This is a genomic window from Sphingomonas trueperi (genome assembly GCF_040545665.1).
Taxonomy (GTDB): Bacteria; Pseudomonadota; Alphaproteobacteria; order Sphingomonadales; family Sphingomonadaceae; genus Sphingomonas; species Sphingomonas trueperi_B.
Genome location: NZ_JBEPMH010000002.1, coordinates 144,598 through 162,224 on the forward strand (window position 1 = coordinate 144,598; position 17,627 = coordinate 162,224).

Below are 17,627 nucleotides of genomic sequence, written 5' to 3' on the forward strand. Positions count from 1 at the left end.
ACTTTGTGCACTGCACAATGGTTCATTTCGCATGACACGGAAACCCAACAAGAAGCTCGCGCGGATGCGCGCCGCGGCCGCCACGCCCGCACGTCGCAGCTTCGTCGCCCGGCACGCGCGATCGCTCGGCGCAGGTGCCGCCGCACTGGTGGGGAGCGCCGTGATCAACCAGATCCAGGCGCGCCGCGCCGAAGCCAAGACGCCGCCTGCCGGCGCGTTCGTCGACATCGACGGAACGCGGCTCCATTATGTCGAGCGCGGTCAGGGTCCGGCCGTCCTTCTGTTGCACGGCAACGGCATGACGCTGCAGGACTTCGAAGCCAGCGGCGTCCTCGGGCTCGCTGCGGAACATCACCGCGTGCTGGCGTTCGATCGCCCGGGGTTCGGCTATAGCAGCCGGCCACGGTTCACCCTGTGGACCCCGGCCGCACAGGCGGACGTCATCGCGCGTGCGCTGGTGCAGCTTGGCGTGGAGCGCGCCGTGGTGGTCGGGCACAGCTGGGGCGCCATGGTCGCGCTGGCGCTGGCGCTGAACCACCCGGAGATCGTCGGGGGGCTGGTGCTCGTCTCGGGCTATTATTACGGCACGGTCCGGCCCGATGTCCTGCCCGCAGCCTTGCCGGCAGTCCCCGTCGTTGGGGATCTGATAGCAATGACGCTCTCGCCAATCGCCGGGCTGCTCACCGGGCCGATCGCGCTGAAGGCGAGCTTCGCCCCGGCGCCGGTTTCCGACAAGATGGCCGATTTCCCGGCCGGACTTGCCCTGCGCCCATCGCAGATCCGCGCAGCTGCGGCGGAAGGCGCGCTGATGATACCGGCAGCGATGGCGCTCGCACCCCGCTACCCCGAACTTGCACTGCCGGTGATCATCCTGGCCGGCGAAGGCGATCGGGTGACCTTTCCCAAGAAGCATGCCGAGCGTCTCGCTCGGGATATTCCAGGCGCCGAGCTGCGCCTGGTGCCAGGCCAAGGCCACTTTCTTCATTATGGCGTTCCGGAGCAGGTGACGGCCTCCATCGCCGCGCTCATCCGTCAGGCGAAGATGCCGGCGTCGCGGGATGCGCCGACAGCGTGACGAGAAGGTACACCTGGCTCCCTTCGGATGCCGCGCTGGCTTCGCAAGCGCTTCACGCCTCGCGGCACCGGACGTAGGAACGATCTGAAGCGAAGCGAATAATTGTTCGCCCCCCTGCCCGATCTTAATCCTCGTCATGAACGCGATCCGCGCTCGATGTACTTTAAGGCCTCCTCCAGGGGGTACGCGTCGATGAACCGAGAGACTGAAGCCTCCCGAAACGCGATGGATAACACGCGAAACGAGTCACGATCGCTTATCCACCTGTTCAGCCCCACCCCTCCATTATTTTCAGGCGACGCTGCCGGTTTGCAATCCCGCCCGTCGATATGGGCCGAGGACTCGGCGCACCGCGCAAAAAACCTGTCGCAACTGGCGTCGGCACTGACGCGTATCCGATCGCCGATCGTCGTATCCTGCGACAACACGAGGAATGCACAAATCGCTCGCGAGCTGGCGGCTGCCTATGCGGCACTCGCGGAAGAAAAGCCGGACGGCGTGCCGACACCTTGTGCCGCGCTTCTCGTCGCGATCGGGGAAGGCCTGGTAACGCTCTTCGGTCAACATCCGCAGCCTGTCGGGCTCCGTTGCCTCGTGTCGGAACAATGGCTTTCCAGCCACGCCCGCCGCGTGCTGGTGCTTATTGCAAGCGAGCTCATCATCAACGCGCTGAAATATGCATTTCCGACCAAGGGCGGGTCCATCGTCGTCACCCTTGGCTCCTTCACGGATCACTTGGCCATGCGGGTGCAAGATGATGGCGTTGGTACGTCCGCAACAATGGCATCGGGCACTGGCGGCCGCATACTCGATGACCTTGCTGCTCAGATCGACGCGCGCGTTGAACGCACGCAACCGTCTGACGGCGGACTTTGCGTTTCCGTGATCATGCCCCTGCGCGCGGCGCGCTGAGACACTCGGCAGGGTTGCCACGTAACCGCCCTTCCGCCGTCAACGCAGCTACAGCCACAATCTTCGGTAAATTCTGCTAACTACCCAGCCACCGGACTGCACGAAAATGTTCGATACTGAGAAATCGGACATTTAAATGCGAATTTGTATCGCGTTGATTGACCGGATTAGCCAGTATTCAACTTCGCATCTTTGGCGGGAGCTCGCTCGGCGTCGCTGCCTTGTCGGAGTCCGGGGCGATGGCGGCATGGGCGGCGGGCTGGGCCAACGCCAGCACCGCCATGGCCGTCGAAACAGGCGCGATCGCGCGGAGCCGGAACTGCATTCTCATCCCCTGCCGCGTGGATACGTGGCTCGCGAAGCCTAATACCCAACAATCAGTATGATTGTCCGCCGAGCAAACGAGTTCGATCCTGACATCGATTGGAAATGATCAATCGACGTCCCGCGTGCGCGCAGCACCGTCGACGGTGTGCAGCGTCGTCACCCGCGAACCCGGCGCGCCGGCAATTGACAGTCGATGGGGAACATGGCTGACTGCCCGCATGGGGATGGCGATCTCCCCACGAGGCGTCAGCTAGAGAATCGCGTCCAGCATCAACATCGTGAGGGACGCCGCATGCCCGCTCCGAATTCGATTGCGCCGGACAAGCTGGCGCGCATGGTGGCGCTGAACGGATCGCCCCGTATCCTCGATCTGCGCGCCCAGCCTGTAGAGACCATCCCCGGCGCGACCTTCGCGCTACCGGACGACCCAGCATCCCCGTTCTGGGTCGTCGTCGTGGACGACAGCGCAAGCAGCGTCGCGGCAGCCCGGGCGGCCATGCTCCGAAGCGACGGCATCTCAGCCGAGGTGCTGGAGGGCGGCTTCGCGGCGTGGCGGGCGGGGGGATGGCCCACCGTGTCGCTGACCCATCTGCCGCCACGGCATGCGGACGGCCGGACCTGGTGGGTCACCCGCGCCCGCCCGAAGGTCGACCGCATCGCCTGCCCCTGGCTGATCCGGCGCTTCGTCGATCCCGACGCGCGATTTCTGTTCGTCGCCCCGGCGGAAGTTCTCGACGTCGCCGCCCAAAGCCAGGCCGAGCCGTTCGACATCGCCGACGACCGCGTCTTCTGGAGCCATCGCGGCGAATGCTGCACCTTCGACGTGATGGTGGAGGCCTTTGGGCTCCAAACCCATGCCCCGCTGGCGCGCCTCGCGACGATCGTTCGCGGCGCTGATACCGATCGGCTGGATCTCGCGCCAGAGGCCGCCGGTCTGCTCGCACTCTCGCTTGGCCTGTCCCGCATCCATGCCGATGATCACGTCCAGCTGGAGGCCGGCATGGCGATCTATGACGCGCTCTATCGCTGGTGCCGCGATGCGCAGGAGGAAAAGCACAACTGGTCCTCGCACCAGCCCGCCCGCTCCAAGGTGCCGGCATGACCTCGGACCCACGTGACGTCGCACCCAGGGCGAGGCCGGAGTCGGTCACGCTGCGCCAGGCCTTCTGGGTATGGCTGCGGATCGCCCTGCTCTCGTTCGGCGGACCGGCAGGGCAGATCGCGGTGATGCACCGCATCCTCGTCGAGGAGAAGCGCTGGATCGGGGAGCAGCGATTCCTCCATGCGCTCAACTATTGCATGCTGCTGCCCGGCCCTGAGGCGCAGCAGCTCGCCACCTATATCGGCTGGCTGATGCACCGCACGCGGGGCGGCATCGTCGCCGGCGTTCTGTTCGTCCTGCCCGGCGCAGCGGCGATCCTGGCGCTGAGCTGGATCTATGTCCTCTACGGGCAGGTCGGCATGGTGTCGGCGCTGTTCTTCGGCCTCAAGGCAGCGGTGCTGGCGGTGGTCCTTCAGGCCGTGGTGCGGATCGGCAGCCGTGCGTTGCGAAGCGGCCCGGCGCGGCTGTTGGCAGCCGCTGCCTTCGTGCTGATCTTCTTCGCCGGCGTTCCCTTTCCCGTGATCATCCTAGGCGCAGGAGTCATCGGCTGGTGGTCCGCCCGTGCAGGAAGCACCGCGTTTCGGGGTGGCGGGCACGGCGCCGCCAAAGGCGCGGCCGTTGCCGATGCCGAGACTCTGCTCGGCGAGGAACTGCCCGAGCATGCGCGCCCAAGCTGGCGGGAGACGCTCCGCACCGCCCTGATCTGGCTGGGCTTGTGGCTCGTACCCGTCGCCGCGCTTCTGATCGTTTTCGGCCCCGACAATGTGTTCAGCCGCATCGCCATCTTCTTCTCGACAATGGCGACCGTGACGTTCGGCGGCGCCTATGCGGTTCTCGCCTATGTCGCGCAGCAGGCGGTCCAGGGCTATGGCTGGCTGAGCCCCAAAGAGATGCTTGATGGCCTGGGTATGGCCGAGACGACGCCGGGACCGCTGATCATGGTGCTGCAGTTCGTCGGGTTCCTCGGCGCCTATCGCGATGCCGGCGGGCTGTCGCCGCTTCTCGCGGGAACGCTCGGGGCCCTGCTCGCCACCTGGGTGACGTTCGCGCCCTGCTTCCTGTGGATCTTTCTCGGCGCACCGTTCATCGAGCGGCTGCGCGGCAACGTCGCGGTCGGCGGGGCGCTGTCCGCGATCACCGCCGCCGTGGTCGGGGTGGTGCTCAACCTCGCGGTGTGGTTCGCGCTCCACACGCTGTTTCGCGCGACGGTCCCGATTGCCCTGGGCTCGATCCGGTTCGACGCACCGCTGCTGCACAGCATCGACCCCGCGGCGCTCGTGCTCGCCCTCGGCGCTGCCCTTGCGATCTTCAGAATGCGCGCCGGGGTCATCACGACCTTGCTGGGCACCGCGCTGGCCGGGCTGGCACTCCACGCCATCGGCGCAATCAGGTGAGCCGGACGCGCGCCCTTGGCTAGATCAGGCCCCGCGGCGCGTCAGGATCCGCTTCCTCGACGACATTGCCCCTCGGCAGCGCGGAGGCGTCGCCCCGCGCGCGCTCGGCAAAGGCTTGGTGGATCACGCTGCCCGGCGGCACGCTCTCGGTGAGCCAGACATTGCCGCCGATCACCGCGCCCGCCCCTACCGTGACGCGCCCGAGGATCGTCGCGCCCGCATAGATCACGACATCGTCCTCGACGATCGGGTGCCGCGCCACGCCTTTGGTGAGCGTGCCGTCCTTCTCCGAGGGGAAGCTGCGCGCGCCCAGCGTGACCGCCTGGTAGATGCGCACGCGCTCACCGACGATCGCTGTCTCGCCGATCACCACGCCGTTGCCGTGATCGATGAAGAAGCTGCCGCCGATGCTGGCGCCGGGATGGATGTCGATGCCGGTCTGCGAATGGGCGACCTCGGCGATCACGCGGGCGATCAGCGGCGCGCCGTGCCGGTACAGGCTGTTTGCCAGCCGATAGGGAATCACCGCCTGGATGCCGGGGTAGCAGATCAGCACCTCGTCGACGCTACGCGCCGCCGGATCGCCGGCATAAGCGGCCTCGATATCGGTGTCGAGCACGCGGCGGATGGCCGGCAGTTCCTTCGCGAACGCCGCGACGATACGCCCGGCTTCCGCCCGCGCTTCGGGCTCCGGGGTCGTGCAGCGCGCGACGATTTCCAGCTGCACCTGGTCGCGCAGCGCCGCCAGCGCGCGGCCGAGCGCCTGCTCGACATAGCTCGCCTCGTTCTCGGCCAGCACCGAGCTCGGCCCCAGCCGCAGCGGAAACAGCGCGCCCGAAAGGTCGGAGAGGATCAGCTCCAGTCGCCGTCGCGAGGGGAATCGCACCAGTGCGCACGGGCCCGGCCGGTAGGCGGCGCGCCAATCCTCGCGGGCGGCGAACAGACCCGCTGCGATCTCCGCGACGTTCCATTCGTCCGTATCGAGGCGGGTGTCTTCGTATTTCCCCGTCATCGAGGCGAGGCCGACCCGCCCCGGCGGGTGCCGGAGCTCGCTTCCATAAAACCGCAATGCACTGTCATGATCGGCACGATATTCCCACTGGTTCGGTGTGAAAGCGATAAGAGCTACGCCGCGTGAAAGGCGAAGTTGCTCCCCTCGCATTGCGCGCGCAACTATCAACAGGGAGGGCACGGCCTGTGATCCGCCGGTCCGCACCCGATTGCCGGCGTCGTTTGCTCCCGGCAATTCGATGGCGAGGCGGCTATGATCCTGGCGGATATCCATCGCCGGCGTGCTGGTCGGCCTGCTCGTCGGCGTAACCGGCGTCGGCGGCGGCTCGCTGATGACGCTGGTGCTGGCGTTCGGCTTTCACCCCGCGACCGCGGTGAAGACCGATCTTCTCTATGCCTCCGCCACCAAATAGGTCGGCCGGCGCACGTCTCGTGCCGACCGACGGGAGTGAATCGGACCGTCACCGCTACTTTGAGAGCCGGTTGTTCAACACCATCGGTCTTTAGCGGTCGAACGATCGTGGAACATCTAAGACGTTCGTAATTGCCCAACCCGATCGCGTTTGTTCTCCGGAGCCGATCAAGAACAGGTGCGTGGGGCCCGCCCCCTGTACCTCCATATTTTTGCTGCAGTGCGATACGTACTGATCTTGCGACGCGCATGCTTAACCGTTGGATTCCCTCATCCCCATGTTCCGATTTCACGAGATCACACGCCGCCTCGCGACCCGCGGGGATCCGGCATCCATTCGGCGACGGTCTGGGCCGTGGCGGTTGCATACGCAGCGGCGTTAGCCAGTCAGCGGAATGCGGGCGGCTCTAATTTTATCACGCCGCCAAGACCTCGGCCCTAGCCGGCGACAGAAGCGCGTGCGCGCTAAGGCAAAGGCGCGCTCGAAAGGCGCTCCGCGCTGTGCGACCGCCTTTGCATACCGCCCTTTAACTGCGAATTGATCGATCTGCGGGCGCTGGTGGCGGTTGCGGACGGCAAGAGCTTGCGCGCTGCCGAACTTCTCAACCTTTCGCAGCGGGCGCTAAGCGGCCGCGTCCAAAAACTTGAGGCATCGATCGGTACGGCCTTGATGGAACGTACGACGCGCAGCGTGCGGCTGACGCCCGCTGGACAGGAGATCCTGCCGCTACTGCGCCGCCTGCTGGAGGAAATGGACAGCTCGCTGCTCGGCATGATTGCGCTGGGCGAGCGCCAGGCCGGGCGCCTGACCGTGGCCAGCATTCCCAGCGCAACCGTGCGCTTCCTGCTCGAAGCCCTGGAGCGGTTCGCGCTCGAGTATCGCAATGTACGCGTCCGCATCCTCGATCTTTCGGCTACCGAATGTGCCGAGGCGGTTCGCACCGGCGAAGCCGAATTGGGCATCACCCACCGCGGCGACCTTGGGGATAAACTGGTATCTCAACAATTTCGTGCGCCTGCAGCTGAACGCGATCGATTGGACGATCGTCCGTCCGGATGCCAAGGGGGTGGTCGTCAACGATCACGGACGGAGCGTCGTCGGTCGCGCGCAGATCGCGCTTTGATGCGCTGGGCAGGCAGGAGGTGCGTGAGGCTTCATGCGGTGGAGACGACGTAATTTGGCTTCGATGAGCGCGGACGTCGGCGACGGCCTCGCGCCCGCGGTCGAGGCGGTGACCACGCCGGCCAAGCCGGAACGGGGCAGCGGCAGCGGCTACCGCGCGATCGCGCTGGTGGTCGCCGCGGCGCTGTTCATGCAGCAGCTCGACGGCACCGTGCTCACCGTCGCGCTGCCGACGATGGCACGCGACCTCGGCACCTCCGCCACCAGCCTCAGCCTCGCGCTGACCAGCTACCTGCTCGCCCTTGCGCTGTTCATCCCGGCGAGCGGCACGCTGGCCGACCGATTCGGCTCGCGCACCATCTTCTGCGCGGCGATCGCCATCTTCCTCGCCGGCTCCCTCCTCTGCGCGCAGGCGGGGACGCTGCCGATGCTCGTCGCCGCCCGCTTCCTGCAGGGGATCGGCGGCGCGATGATGGTGCCCGTCGGCCGGCTGGTGCTGCTGCGCAGCGTCGCCAAGGAAGACATGGTGCAGGCGCTGTCCTGGCTGGTGATGCCCGCACTGATCGGGCCGATCCTGGGGCCGCCGCTGGGCGGCTTCATCGTCACCTGGCTCGACTGGCGCTGGATCTTCTACCTCAATCTGCCGATCGGCATCGCCGGCATCATCGGCGCCATGCTGCTGGTGCCCGAGATCCGCAGCGACGCCCGCCCGCGCTTCGATACCAGCGGCTTCTTCCTTTCCGGCGTGGCGCTGGGCTGCCTGCTGTTCGGCTTCGAACTGTCGAGCTATCCCGGCACCGGCCGGGTGGCGGTTGCGCTGCTCGGCATCGGGCTGGTCTTCGGCCTCGGCTATGTCTGGCATGCCCGCCGCGCCAGCGACCCGATCCTCGACCCGCGACTGATGCGGATCGATACCTTTCGACTCTCCACCATCGCCGGCTCGCTTACCCGCATCACCCAGGGCGCGCAGCCTTTCCTCCTGCCGCTGATGTTCCAGCTCGGCTTCGGCTTTTCCGCCGCGACCACCGGCACGATCACCATGGTCGGCGCGATCGGCGCGCTGGCGATGAAGGCGCTGGCACCGCGCGTACTGCGCCGCTGGGGGTTCCGCGACAGCCTGATCGTCTCCGGGCTGATCAGCAGCCTCGGCTATGCCAGCTGCGCGCTGTTCCGGCCCGATTGGCCGGTGGCTGCGATGGTGGCGGTGCTGGCGCTTTCGGGCTTTTTCACCTCCTTCCAGTTCACCGGCTACAACGCGATCGCCTATGCCGATGTCGAGAAGCAGGAGATGAGCGCCGCGACCAGCCTTTACGCCACCTTCCAGCAGCTGACCCTGTCGCTCGGCATCTGCACCGCGGCGACTGCGCTCGAACTGGGACCGCGGCTGGCGCATCGGCAGGCGCTCCATCTCGCCGACTTCTCGCTGGCCTTCGTGATCGTAGCGGGGATCTCCGCCTCGGCGCTGTTCTGGAACCGCCGCTTCGCCCACGACGCCGGCGCGGCGATGAGCGGGCATCGCGGGGCCGCACGCTCGGAGCGGTGAAAAAGCGCCGCAGGCGCCTCAGCAAGGGCGTGCAACCGTTGACCGGTCCAAGGCGAAGCGTGCCCTCTTCGTGCGACTGCGGCAGCACGCGTATCGGCGCATCCTCCGTGCACAAGCAGGTTTAGGCTTGAACGAAGCATCTCGAATCCTTCAGGATGTGCCCAAAGGATGGCCGAGGCGGGAGAGACGAGATGCGTAAGATACTGGCCGTACTGGCGCTTTTCGCGTCGGCGCAAAGCTTGCCGGACCCGCATCTCCCCAAGCCGATCCAGGATTCCGTCGCGCCGACACTGCCCCAAGGCTTGCAGCACGCAGTCCTGATCGTGTCCAAGACCAATGGCTGGCGCCATATCGAGCATATCCCGCACTCGAACACCGTGCTCGCCAGCATCGCCAAGGATCTCGGCCGCGCAAGCTTCGTCACCGAAAATGCGGCGGTCTTCAACGACGAGCAGTTGCGCCACTTCTCCGTCGTCGTGCTCAACAGCACGAGCGGCGACTTCCTCACCCCCGAGCAGCGCGCTGCCTTCGCGCGGTTCGTCGCGCGTGGCGGCGGCGTCGTGGCGCTACATGCCGCGGGCGACAACAGCCATACCGATCCGTGGTATGTCCAGACGGTGATCGGCACGACGTTCATCGGGCATCCGGGCGGCGACGATCATCTCCAGTCCGCGCAGTTGCTGGTCGACAAGCCGGACCACCCCGCCATGGCCGGCGTCAAGCTGCCCTGGTCGCTGGTCGACGAATGGTATTCCTTCGATTCGAACCCTGCCGCGAAAGGCATGACCGTGCTCGTGCGGATCGACGAGGCGAGCTACCGGCCGGGGGCCAAGCTGGCGATGGGCGTCCATCCGGTGATTTGGGTCAACCCATCGACCAAGGGGCGCGTCTTCTATTCGGCACTCGGCCATTCGCCGGAAGCCTATGATGATCGCAATTATCGGCGCATCCTCACCAACGCCATCCGCTGGGCTGCACGCTAGTCGACAACCCGCCCCTGCGCGCAACGCAGCGTTGCGGAGCATCTCGATAGGCACGCTCGCTGCCGGGTGAGCCACGTCCCCGCCAAACCGATCGCTTCCCATTGTTGATTCCATCGCTTTGGCCGCGCCGCTTTGAACAAGCGATGCGTCCTTTTCCACGCGGTAGCTTCAATGACGGCGGACAGACACCCAACCCCGCGCACAATCACAACCTAGAATGATCAGAATGATATAAACTGATCATTGGAAAGACTGGTTCTGCAGCCGCACCTGTGCCTCACCAAGGAGACACACGGTGACCACGCAGAGCCTATCCCGCCCCTTCCCCCTGCTCGGCAGCACGCTGCTGCCCGGCCTGACGCTGTGCCTGACCGTCACCGGCGGCGCATTCGTGCTGCAGCGGATCGAAGAGGCGGTGTTCGGACGCGCCTGGCTGGAAGCGCTCGTTCTCGCCATCCTGATCGGTACGGCCGTGCGCACCACCTGGACGCCGGATAGGCGCTGGTTCCCCGGCATCACCTTCAGTGCGAAGTTCCTGCTCGAACTCGCGGTCGTCCTGCTCGGCGCCTCGGTAAGCGCCGCGACGATCCTCGCCGCCGGACCGGGCCTGCTACTCGGCATCGCGGGGGTGGTCTGCGTGGCGATCGCAAGCAGCTATCTGATCGGCCGGATGCTGCGGCTGCCGAAGCGCATGGCGCTGCTCGTCGCCTGCGGCAACTCGATCTGCGGCAACTCGGCCATCGCGGCGGTGGCGCCGGTGATCGGCGCGGACGGCGACGACGTCGCGGCCTCCATCGGCTTCACCGCCGTGCTGGGCGTGGTGGTCGTCCTGGCACTGCCGCTGCTCGCCTTAGGCCTCCACCTGAGCGGTCACCAGTTCGGCGTGCTTGCCGGCCTCACCGTCTATGCTGTGCCGCAGGTGATCGCCGCCGCTGCGCCGGGTGGTGCTGCCGCCGTCCAGATGGGCACGCTGGTCAAGCTGGTGCGCGTGCTGATGCTCGGCCCGGTCTGCCTGATGCTTTCGCTGATCGCGCCAAAGCTGCGCGAGGAAGCCGACGAACGGCCCCCGCACGTCACCACCGGCGAACGCCCTGCGGCCGGGCGGCCGGCGCTGCACCATTTGGTGCCCTGGTTCATCCTCGGCTTCCTCGGCCTGGTCGGCCTGCGGTCCTTCGGCCTCATCCCGCATGCGGCCCTTGCCCCGGCGAACGAAGCCGCGACGCTGCTCACCGTCGTCTCGATGGCAGCGCTTGGCCTGGGGGTCGACGTCCGCACGGTGGCCCATGCCGGCGGCCGCGTGACCGCCGCAGTGGTCCTTTCGCTTCTCGTGCTCGGGGCGATCAGCCTCGGCCTGATCCACCTGCTGTGGCTCGCCTGAACCTGCCCGCCCCGGCCCCGGCGCGCTTGCAGCGGCGACCATCAGGAAGCCGGCCCTGCCCCTCCCAAGAGGGCGACCCGGTGGTGCTGAACAACGGCATCGCGTTCACCGTCCCCTGCCGTTCGCGTCGAACCGACGGCATCGCAGCGACGCCCCGCTGTTCATTGCCACGCGCTCCCGGGAGGCATGACGTCCGACGGTTCATCCGCTATGGATGTTGTACCGATACAGGACCACCGGATGGGAGCATCGTCTCAGCCGCCAGTCCGGCTGCTTGAGACATGCACGAATGCGCTTCGAAAAATCCGCCCTGCCATCCCTCGATCCCCCCACGAGCGCCGCGAAGGTCTCGCCGATGACACCACGGGCGGATGCATTGGATCGACGGCAGCGACAGCGGATCTGCCTCGCGGTTGCGGTGGGGAGCTGTTTTGAGCTGTATGACTTCGTTCTGTTCAGCCAGTTCGCGGTCGTCCTTTCCCGGCTCTTTTTCCCCGCCCATGATCCGGTCACGTCCCTGATGCTGACCTTGTCCACCTTCGGGGTCGGCTTCGTGACCCGCCCGATCGGCGCGGTCGTTTTCGGCGTCTATGCCGACAAACAGGGGAGGCGCGCCGCGGTCGTCCTGACGCTGGCACTGATGACCCTGGGCACCGCAATGGTCGCCTGTGCGCCCGTCTATGCCTCGGTTGGGGTGCTGGCGCCGATCCTCCTGGTGACGGGGCGATTGATCCAGGGCTTCGGGATCGGCGGCGAAGTCGGGCCCAGCGCCGCGATCCTGCTCGATCTGGCACCGGCGTCACAGCGAACCTCCTATGTGAGCATCTTCATGGCCGCCCAAGGCGTGGCGGCGATATTGGCGGGACTGACCGGCCTGTGGCTGAACGCCACCTTCAGTGCTGCCGCCATCGAGAGCTGGGCGTGGCGCCTTCCGTTCTTGTTCGGGCTCTTGCTTGGGCCCGTGGGCATGATGCTGCGGAGCGCATCCTATTTCCCCGAAACGGCGCGCAGCAAGGCGTCGCCCCTGCGCGATGTACTGACCAGGCACAAGGCCGGCGTCGGGATCGGCCTGGTCATGTTCATGTCGGGCACCTCGACTACCTATGTGGCGATCTTCTATATCCCGACCTATCTGTCGGGCATCCTCGGCATGCCGGTCCATACGGGCTTCGTCGCCGGGGCCTGCGCGGGCACGGTGATGGCGGCGATGTCGCTGGTAGGCGGCCGGCTTTCGGACAGCGTCTTCTCCCCCCGCCTGCTCGCGATGCTGGGGTCCGGCGGGTTGGCGATCCTCTCCGTGCCTGCCTTCACGATACTGTCCCATTCCCCGGGTCTGGCGTGGATCCTGGTGATCACCAGCGTGCTGATCTGCCTCAACGGCCTGCAGGCCGGGGCGACCTTGATCATGATCCTGCGCGCCTTCGCCGATCAGGTCCGCGCGACGGGTCTTGCGCTGGTCTATGGCCTTGGCGTCCTCGTCGGCGGCTTTGCCCAGTTGGCGGTGACCGGGCTGATGCGCGCGCTCGGCACACATTCCGCCCCGGGCTATTACATGCTGGTCTGTTCGGCGCTCAGTTTCATCGCCTTTGCCACGGCTCGAGGAGAATCACGCGCGCGGCAATGAGCCTGAAGGGCCGGTCAGCCCGCCACCCGTTCGCGATCCGATGCGTGGGGCGCGAGGAACGGCACCGAGAAGGTCACGCGCGCACCCGAGGGGTCGCTCTCGATATCGAGGACGCCGCCATGATCCTCGACGATGCGCCGGCAAATGGAAAGCCCCAGGCCCAGCCCTTCACGCTTGGTGGAGAAGAAGGGCGTGACAGCCGCGGTCAGGTCGGCAAAACCGGGCCCGGCGTCGGCGATGCTGAAGTGGCAGCTGTCCTGCGTTTCCCGAACCGCGACCTGGATCCGGCGTTCCCGCGCCCCGTTGACCTGCCCCGACATCGCCTGGATCGCATTGATGACAAGGTTTACGACGACCTGCTTTATCTGGATCGGATCAACGCTGATCGGCCGGAGACCGGTCTGTGCCGAGACGCTGACGCTGATCCCCTGCCGCCGGCTTTCGGGTTCGACCAGTGCGATCGCTTCAGACAGGAGTTTCGTCGGATCGACCTCACTGAGGTGATGCTGGGCGCTGCGCGAGAAATCCCGCACGCGCGCGATCACCTCCCCAGCGTGATTGGCGTTGGCCAGCACCTTTCGGGTCAGCGCAGCCGCTTTCTCCACCCGCGGCGGCGCGTGCGAAAGCCATTTGTCCATGGCGCCGGCCAGAATGGCGATGGAACTGATGGGCTGCGACACCTCATGGGTCATCGACGCGACGAGTTCCCCCACCAGCGACAGGCGTCCTGCATGGTTGAGGTTGGCGCGCGCAAGATCGAGTTCGGCCTGGGCCTGCTTCTGGCGCGAGACATCGACGGCAAAGAAATAGACGCGGTTGAAGTTGGCCGGGTCTTCGGGAAGCGTGGAGCGCCAGAGAATCGGCGTCCGGTTGCCGAGCGCGCTGGGCAGATCCCGCTCGCCCTCGCAACGCCGCTCGCCGCCGACGATCGCTTTCACCACCTGCCCCGTGGGATCCGCCGGAAGCAGCATGTGCACGATCGACTGGAGATGCGCGACGTCGCGAACCCCCAGCAATTGGAGCGCCGCCGGGTTCGCGTCGACAATGCTGTGCATGCCGCGCAGGCGATGCAGATAGGTCGCGTCTTCCTCGATCCTCTGATTCAGGCGCTCAACGTCGTCGCCGAAATCCTGCAGCACGACCTCGCGGATCTTCGACCAGTCCTCGCACAAGATCGCGATGGGAGAGTCCAGGAATACGTCCGGATGGTTCATTAACGCACGTCTACTCTTGGGGAAAGGCCACGCAGGGACTGCCATCGAAGCCGGCCGGGAGATCATTCCTTCACCTTGCGCATTGTAAAGGCCAGCCTCTGGGCTGTGCGGCTGTTCGCGCGATGGCGCCGGAGCGTCAACATATACCACCTACCGTATTCCCTAACCCGCACGCCAGCCCAAAAGCCAGACGGACGGGGGTAGCAGATGGGGAAGTTTCAAGGTCATATGGGGATCCGCGAGCGGGACCGGAACGTGCCGCTTCGACGCACCCCGGCCGCGTACTGCAGGCGCGGCGCAAGGATCTTGGCATTTCCGGCCTGCATGGCGTCGGTCATCGCGCCGGCCATGGCGCAGGAGGCGGCGATTGCACCGGGTGGCGAGCCTTACTCCACCTCCGAAATCACGGTCACCGGCTCCCGGGTCTATGACGGCCGGGCATCCACCGTACCCGTATCGGTGCTCGGCGAGCGCGATATCGCCGCGCAGAACCCCGCCAACCTGATAGATCTCCTCGCGCAGTTGCCGGCGATCACGCCCGGAAGCACGCCGGGCAACAGTTCGGGCAACATGTCGAACGGGCTTGCCGGGATCGCCGCAGTCAATCTGCGCGGCCTTGGCACGATGCGAACGCTGGTGCTGATCGACGGGCAGCGCACCGTCGGCGCCGCGATCAACGGCGTCGTGGACATCAATACCATCCCGCAGGCGCTCGTCCGCCGGGTCGAGGTGGTGACCGGGGGCGCATCGGCCCAATATGGTTCGGATGCGATCGGCGGGGTCGTCAACTTCATCCTGGACACGGACCGCCGCGGCACCGAGGTAAAGCTTGACCAGGGCCTCTCCACCTATGGCGACGGCGCGTACCGGCGGGTGGGAATCACCTCGGGCCTGTCCCTCCTCGACGGCAGGATCAGGATCCTGCTGAGCGGCGAATATTTCGACCAGGACGGCGTCGACACGATCGCTCGCCCGTGGAACGCGCGCGGCTATTTCCAGATCAACAATCCGGCCTATACGCCCGCCAACGGCCAGCCCCAGCGCATTGTCGGCACCGGCGTCGCGCCCGCCACCTATGCACCGGGCGGGCTGGTGACGTCGGGACCGCTGCAGGGTACGCAGTTTCTGGGCGCCGGCGCCACGACGACCCTGCGCTATGGACAATATGCGCCGGCGATCGGCGCCTGGATGGTGGGCGGCGACACGTCTTCGACGCTGGCGGGCCATGTCGGTACCAACGCGCTGATCCCGCAGGAACATCGGATCAGCCTGTTCCAGCGCACCACGGTCGACCTGGGCGGCGGGACGTCGCTGGCGATCGAGGGGGCGTGGAACCGCTATGCGGGAGAAAGCGCCTACCAGCAGACGCCGAGTACCGGCGTCACCATCGCCGCGGACAATGCCTATCTGCGCGCGCAATATCCCCAGATCGCCGCCCGCATGGACTCGCTTGGCCTGCGGTCCTTGTCGATCGGCACCAGCAATGCCGGCTTCCCGGTGCCGGGTAGCAGCAACCGGCGCGACGTGTTCCGGCTGTCGGGCACCCTGCACGGCGACGTCGCGCTGCTCGACGGGCGCTTCCAATGGGATGTGCATGCCCAGCATGGCAAGACCTCGGCGCGCGAGCGGCTGAGGAACGTCTGGAACCTGCAGCGCATGCAACTCGCGCAGGACGCCGTCGCAACCGCAAACGGGCCGGTCTGCCGTTCCACGCTCACCGATCCCGCCAATGGCTGCATTCCGATCGACCGGCTGGGCACGGAAGACCCCTCCGGCGCGGCGCTGGCCTATGTAATGGGCCCCGGCCAGCCGGAGCGGACGGAACGGCTGACGCAGGATCTCGTGAACATGCGCCTCCAGGGGCCCTTGTTCGCGCTTCCCGGCGGCAACGCGGTTCTCGCCGCGGGCGCGGAGTGGCGGCGCGACGCGATCTCGTCGCAGGTCGCCGATCCCTATCGGTCAGGCTGGCTGTACGGCAATTATCAGCCCGCCCACGGATCCAGCAACGTCGGCGAGGCCTATCTCGAACTCGGCCTGCCCATCCTGTCCTCCGTCCGGATCGACGGCGCCGCCCGGCTTGCCCGCTACGCCACCTCCGGCTGGGTCGGGACGTGGAAGCTCGGCGCGGCATGGGAGCCGCTCCCGGGCGTTCGCCTGCGCGGCAATGTCAGCCGGGACGTGCGGGCGCCCAATCTCGCCGATCTCTATGCGGGCACCACCTCGCGGACCAACAGCGTCGTCCTGCCGGCGAATGCACCGGCCGCGGGCACGGTGTCGATCGTCGAACTCACCCTGCCCAATGCCGAACTGAAGCCCGAAAGGGCGAGAAGCTGGACCGCCGGGATGGCATTCGCACCGCGTTTCATCGAAGGACTGACGGCATCGGTCGACTATTTCGCGATCTCCATCCGCGATGCGATCGGCGCGGCGACCGCCCAGCAGACGGTCGACCTCTGCTATTCCGGCGCGAGCGTCTATTGCGGCAATCTCGTCTCCACCGGCGGGGTGCCCACATCGGTGCTGGTACGCCCGGTCAATTTCGCGCGGCAATCCGAGCGCGGGATCGATTTCCACGCCAGCTATGCGATCCCGCTGGCGCACATCGCCCGCAGCCTGCCGGGAGAATTTCGCGTCGATGGCGCGGCGACGCACTACATCGACAATATCGTCGATAACGGGATCTACCCGGTCGATTATGCCGGCGTGAACGGCGACAGCACGTTCAACAGCCCCGCCGTGCCGAGCTGGGTCTTCCGCGCAAGCGCCTTCTGGACGGTCGATCCCGTGAGCTTCAACCTGGTGGCACGCGGGTTCGGCTCGGGCGTCTACAGCAACAGCTATGTCAGTTGCACGAGCGGATGCCCGGCATCGACCGCCCAGCACCGGACGATCAACGACAACCGGATCAGCGGCATCACCTATCTGGACGCATCGGTGCGCGTCGATTTCGGCGGCCCCGGCCGCGAGCGATCGCTGACGCTGGCGGTTACGGACCTCCTCGACAAGGCCCCCGTGCCGGTCGGCAACGGCCCGGACGGCAACAACTGGCCGGCCTATGCGCAGACCAACCGGTTGCTCTACGATGTGGTCGGGCGGGTATTCCGGCTGACGATGCGCATCGGCTTCTGAGGCGTGTGCAGCACTCGCCTATTCAACCCGCCGGATAAATCCGTGACCGGCCGCCGCCGCTCGGATATCGGCGCGGCATGGCGAGAAAGAAGCGCTACCTGACCGCAACCATGGCCGATGGCTATGTGAAGACCATCGGCCCCACCGCCGCACCCTTCACCCATTTCTGGCGCATCGTCGCGGTGCTTGAGAACGGGAAGACGGAAGTGTTCTGGGGGCACAGCAAGTCGGCCAAGGAAGCGACCGGCAAGAAGGCGGCGACCGCGGAGGCCGCCAGGAAGCGCGGCTGGACGTCCTTCGCATTCGAGATCGTCGAGCTTCGCGAGGAGGACTCGGCGTGACCTTGCGCTGCCCCCGCAACCCGGTAAGCTCCTGACCCATCAGCCGATCGGGGGATTTT

General features: G+C 66.5%; 14 protein-coding genes and 1 pseudogene. 12 read left to right on the forward strand and 3 right to left on the reverse strand.

What is annotated here, in order from left to right; genetic code table 11:
* The first annotated feature begins 31 nt into the window (after positions 1-31).
* Together ABIC65_RS07895 and ABIC65_RS07900 are read left to right on the forward strand one after the other, a co-directional pair.
* On the forward strand, positions 32-1,075 hold the full coding sequence (locus tag ABIC65_RS07895) for an alpha/beta fold hydrolase (RefSeq protein WP_354307957.1): 1,044 nt from the start codon (positions 32-34) through the stop codon (positions 1,073-1,075).
* 192 nt (positions 1,076-1,267) lie between these two features.
* The gene (locus ABIC65_RS07900; RefSeq protein WP_354307958.1) at positions 1,268-1,987 is read left to right on the forward strand and encodes an ATP-binding protein; all 720 of its coding nucleotides are present in this window, start codon (positions 1,268-1,270) and stop codon (positions 1,985-1,987) included.
* Positions 1,988-2,165: 178 nt separating this feature from the next.
* Here the strand turns inward: ABIC65_RS07900 and ABIC65_RS07905 are convergent, their stop codons facing one another.
* The gene (locus ABIC65_RS07905) at positions 2,166-2,312 is read right to left on the reverse strand and encodes a hypothetical protein (protein ID WP_354307960.1); all 147 of its coding nucleotides are present in this window, start codon (positions 2,310-2,312) and stop codon (positions 2,166-2,168) included.
* A gap of 294 nt (positions 2,313-2,606) precedes the next feature.
* Between ABIC65_RS07905 and ABIC65_RS07910 the strand changes: the two genes are divergently transcribed.
* Complete coding sequence (locus tag ABIC65_RS07910) at positions 2,607-3,416, forward strand: chromate resistance protein ChrB domain-containing protein (RefSeq protein WP_354307961.1); 810 nt, start codon at positions 2,607-2,609, stop codon at positions 3,414-3,416.
* Positions 3,413-4,810, forward strand: a complete 1,398-nt coding sequence (gene chrA / locus ABIC65_RS07915; RefSeq protein ID WP_354307962.1) for a chromate efflux transporter — start codon at positions 3,413-3,415, stop codon at positions 4,808-4,810. The genes ABIC65_RS07910 and chrA overlap by 4 nt, the downstream gene beginning before the upstream one ends.
* A 19-nt stretch (positions 4,811-4,829) precedes the next feature.
* Here the strand turns inward: chrA and epsC are convergent, their stop codons facing one another.
* A complete protein-coding gene (epsC, locus tag ABIC65_RS07920; RefSeq protein WP_354307963.1) occupies positions 4,830-5,822 on the reverse strand; it encodes a serine O-acetyltransferase EpsC in 993 nt (330 codons plus the stop codon).
* Positions 5,823-6,087: 265 nt separating this feature from the next.
* Between epsC and ABIC65_RS07925 the strand changes: the two are divergent.
* The 6 genes and pseudogenes from ABIC65_RS07925 to ABIC65_RS07950 form a co-directional block, all read left to right on the forward strand.
* Positions 6,088-6,231: pseudogene (locus ABIC65_RS07925) on the forward strand (sulfite exporter TauE/SafE family protein); the annotation flags it as partial.
* Between the two features lie 540 nt (positions 6,232-6,771).
* Positions 6,772-7,410 (forward strand): LysR family transcriptional regulator, encoded by a 639-nt coding sequence (locus ABIC65_RS07930; protein WP_354307964.1) that lies wholly within the window; start codon positions 6,772-6,774, stop codon positions 7,408-7,410.
* 10 nt (positions 7,411-7,420) lie between these two features.
* Positions 7,421-8,899: a DHA2 family efflux MFS transporter permease subunit gene (locus tag ABIC65_RS07935; protein ID WP_354307965.1), complete on the forward strand. Its 1,479-nt coding sequence runs from the start codon at positions 7,421-7,423 to the stop codon at positions 8,897-8,899.
* A 191-nt stretch (positions 8,900-9,090) separates the two neighbouring features.
* Complete coding sequence (locus ABIC65_RS07940; protein ID WP_354307966.1) at positions 9,091-9,882, forward strand: ThuA domain-containing protein; 792 nt, start codon at positions 9,091-9,093, stop codon at positions 9,880-9,882.
* A 295-nt stretch (positions 9,883-10,177) separates the two neighbouring features.
* Positions 10,178-11,260, forward strand: coding sequence for a YeiH family protein (locus ABIC65_RS07945; protein WP_354307967.1), 1,083 nt, complete (start codon positions 10,178-10,180; stop codon positions 11,258-11,260).
* Positions 11,261-11,549: 289 nt separating this feature from the next.
* Positions 11,550-12,884, forward strand: a complete 1,335-nt coding sequence (locus ABIC65_RS07950; protein WP_354307969.1) for an MFS transporter — start codon at positions 11,550-11,552, stop codon at positions 12,882-12,884.
* Positions 12,885-12,898: 14 nt separating this feature from the next.
* Here ABIC65_RS07950 and ABIC65_RS07955 read toward each other — a convergent pair whose 3' ends face one another.
* Positions 12,899-14,098 carry a sensor histidine kinase gene (locus tag ABIC65_RS07955; protein ID WP_354307970.1) on the reverse strand — a complete coding sequence of 400 codons (1,200 nt, stop codon included), beginning with the start codon at positions 14,096-14,098 and terminating at the stop codon, positions 12,899-12,901.
* A 324-nt stretch (positions 14,099-14,422) separates the two neighbouring features.
* On the opposite strand from ABIC65_RS07955, the gene ABIC65_RS07960 reads away from it, so the two are divergent.
* Both ABIC65_RS07960 and ABIC65_RS07965 read left to right on the forward strand, forming a co-directional pair.
* On the forward strand, positions 14,423-17,227 hold the full coding sequence (locus ABIC65_RS07960) for a TonB-dependent receptor plug domain-containing protein (protein ID WP_354307971.1): 2,805 nt from the start codon (positions 14,423-14,425) through the stop codon (positions 17,225-17,227).
* A 77-nt stretch (positions 17,228-17,304) separates the two neighbouring features.
* On the forward strand, positions 17,305-17,568 hold the full coding sequence (locus ABIC65_RS07965) for a hypothetical protein (protein ID WP_354307973.1): 264 nt from the start codon (positions 17,305-17,307) through the stop codon (positions 17,566-17,568).
* The last annotated feature ends 59 nt before the right edge of the window (positions 17,569-17,627 follow it).

What these genes read in the sequence shown, in the direction of transcription:
- ABIC65_RS07940 (WP_354307966.1), top strand. Translation starts at nt 9,091, where the DNA reads ATGCGTAAGATACTGGCCGTACTGGCGCTTTTCGCGTCGGCGCAAAGC.
- ABIC65_RS07905 (WP_354307960.1), bottom strand. Translation starts at nt 2,312, where the DNA reads ATGCAGTTCCGGCTCCGCGCGATCGCGCCTGTTTCGACGGCCATGGCG.
- ABIC65_RS07910 (WP_354307961.1), top strand. Translation starts at nt 2,607, where the DNA reads ATGCCCGCTCCGAATTCGATTGCGCCGGACAAGCTGGCGCGCATGGTG.
- ABIC65_RS07955 (WP_354307970.1), bottom strand. Translation starts at nt 14,098, where the DNA reads ATGAACCATCCGGACGTATTCCTGGACTCTCCCATCGCGATCTTGTGC.
- epsC (WP_354307963.1), bottom strand. Translation starts at nt 5,822, where the DNA reads ATGACGGGGAAATACGAAGACACCCGCCTCGATACGGACGAATGGAAC.
- ABIC65_RS07895 (WP_354307957.1), top strand. Translation starts at nt 32, where the DNA reads ATGACACGGAAACCCAACAAGAAGCTCGCGCGGATGCGCGCCGCGGCC.
- ABIC65_RS07935 (WP_354307965.1), top strand. Translation starts at nt 7,421, where the DNA reads ATGAGCGCGGACGTCGGCGACGGCCTCGCGCCCGCGGTCGAGGCGGTG.
- ABIC65_RS07960 (WP_354307971.1), top strand. Translation starts at nt 14,423, where the DNA reads ATGGCGTCGGTCATCGCGCCGGCCATGGCGCAGGAGGCGGCGATTGCA.
- ABIC65_RS07965 (WP_354307973.1), top strand. Translation starts at nt 17,305, where the DNA reads ATGGCGAGAAAGAAGCGCTACCTGACCGCAACCATGGCCGATGGCTAT.
- ABIC65_RS07950 (WP_354307969.1), top strand. Translation starts at nt 11,550, where the DNA reads ATGCGCTTCGAAAAATCCGCCCTGCCATCCCTCGATCCCCCCACGAGC.
- ABIC65_RS07900 (WP_354307958.1), top strand. Translation starts at nt 1,268, where the DNA reads ATGAACCGAGAGACTGAAGCCTCCCGAAACGCGATGGATAACACGCGA.
- chrA (WP_354307962.1), top strand. Translation starts at nt 3,413, where the DNA reads ATGACCTCGGACCCACGTGACGTCGCACCCAGGGCGAGGCCGGAGTCG.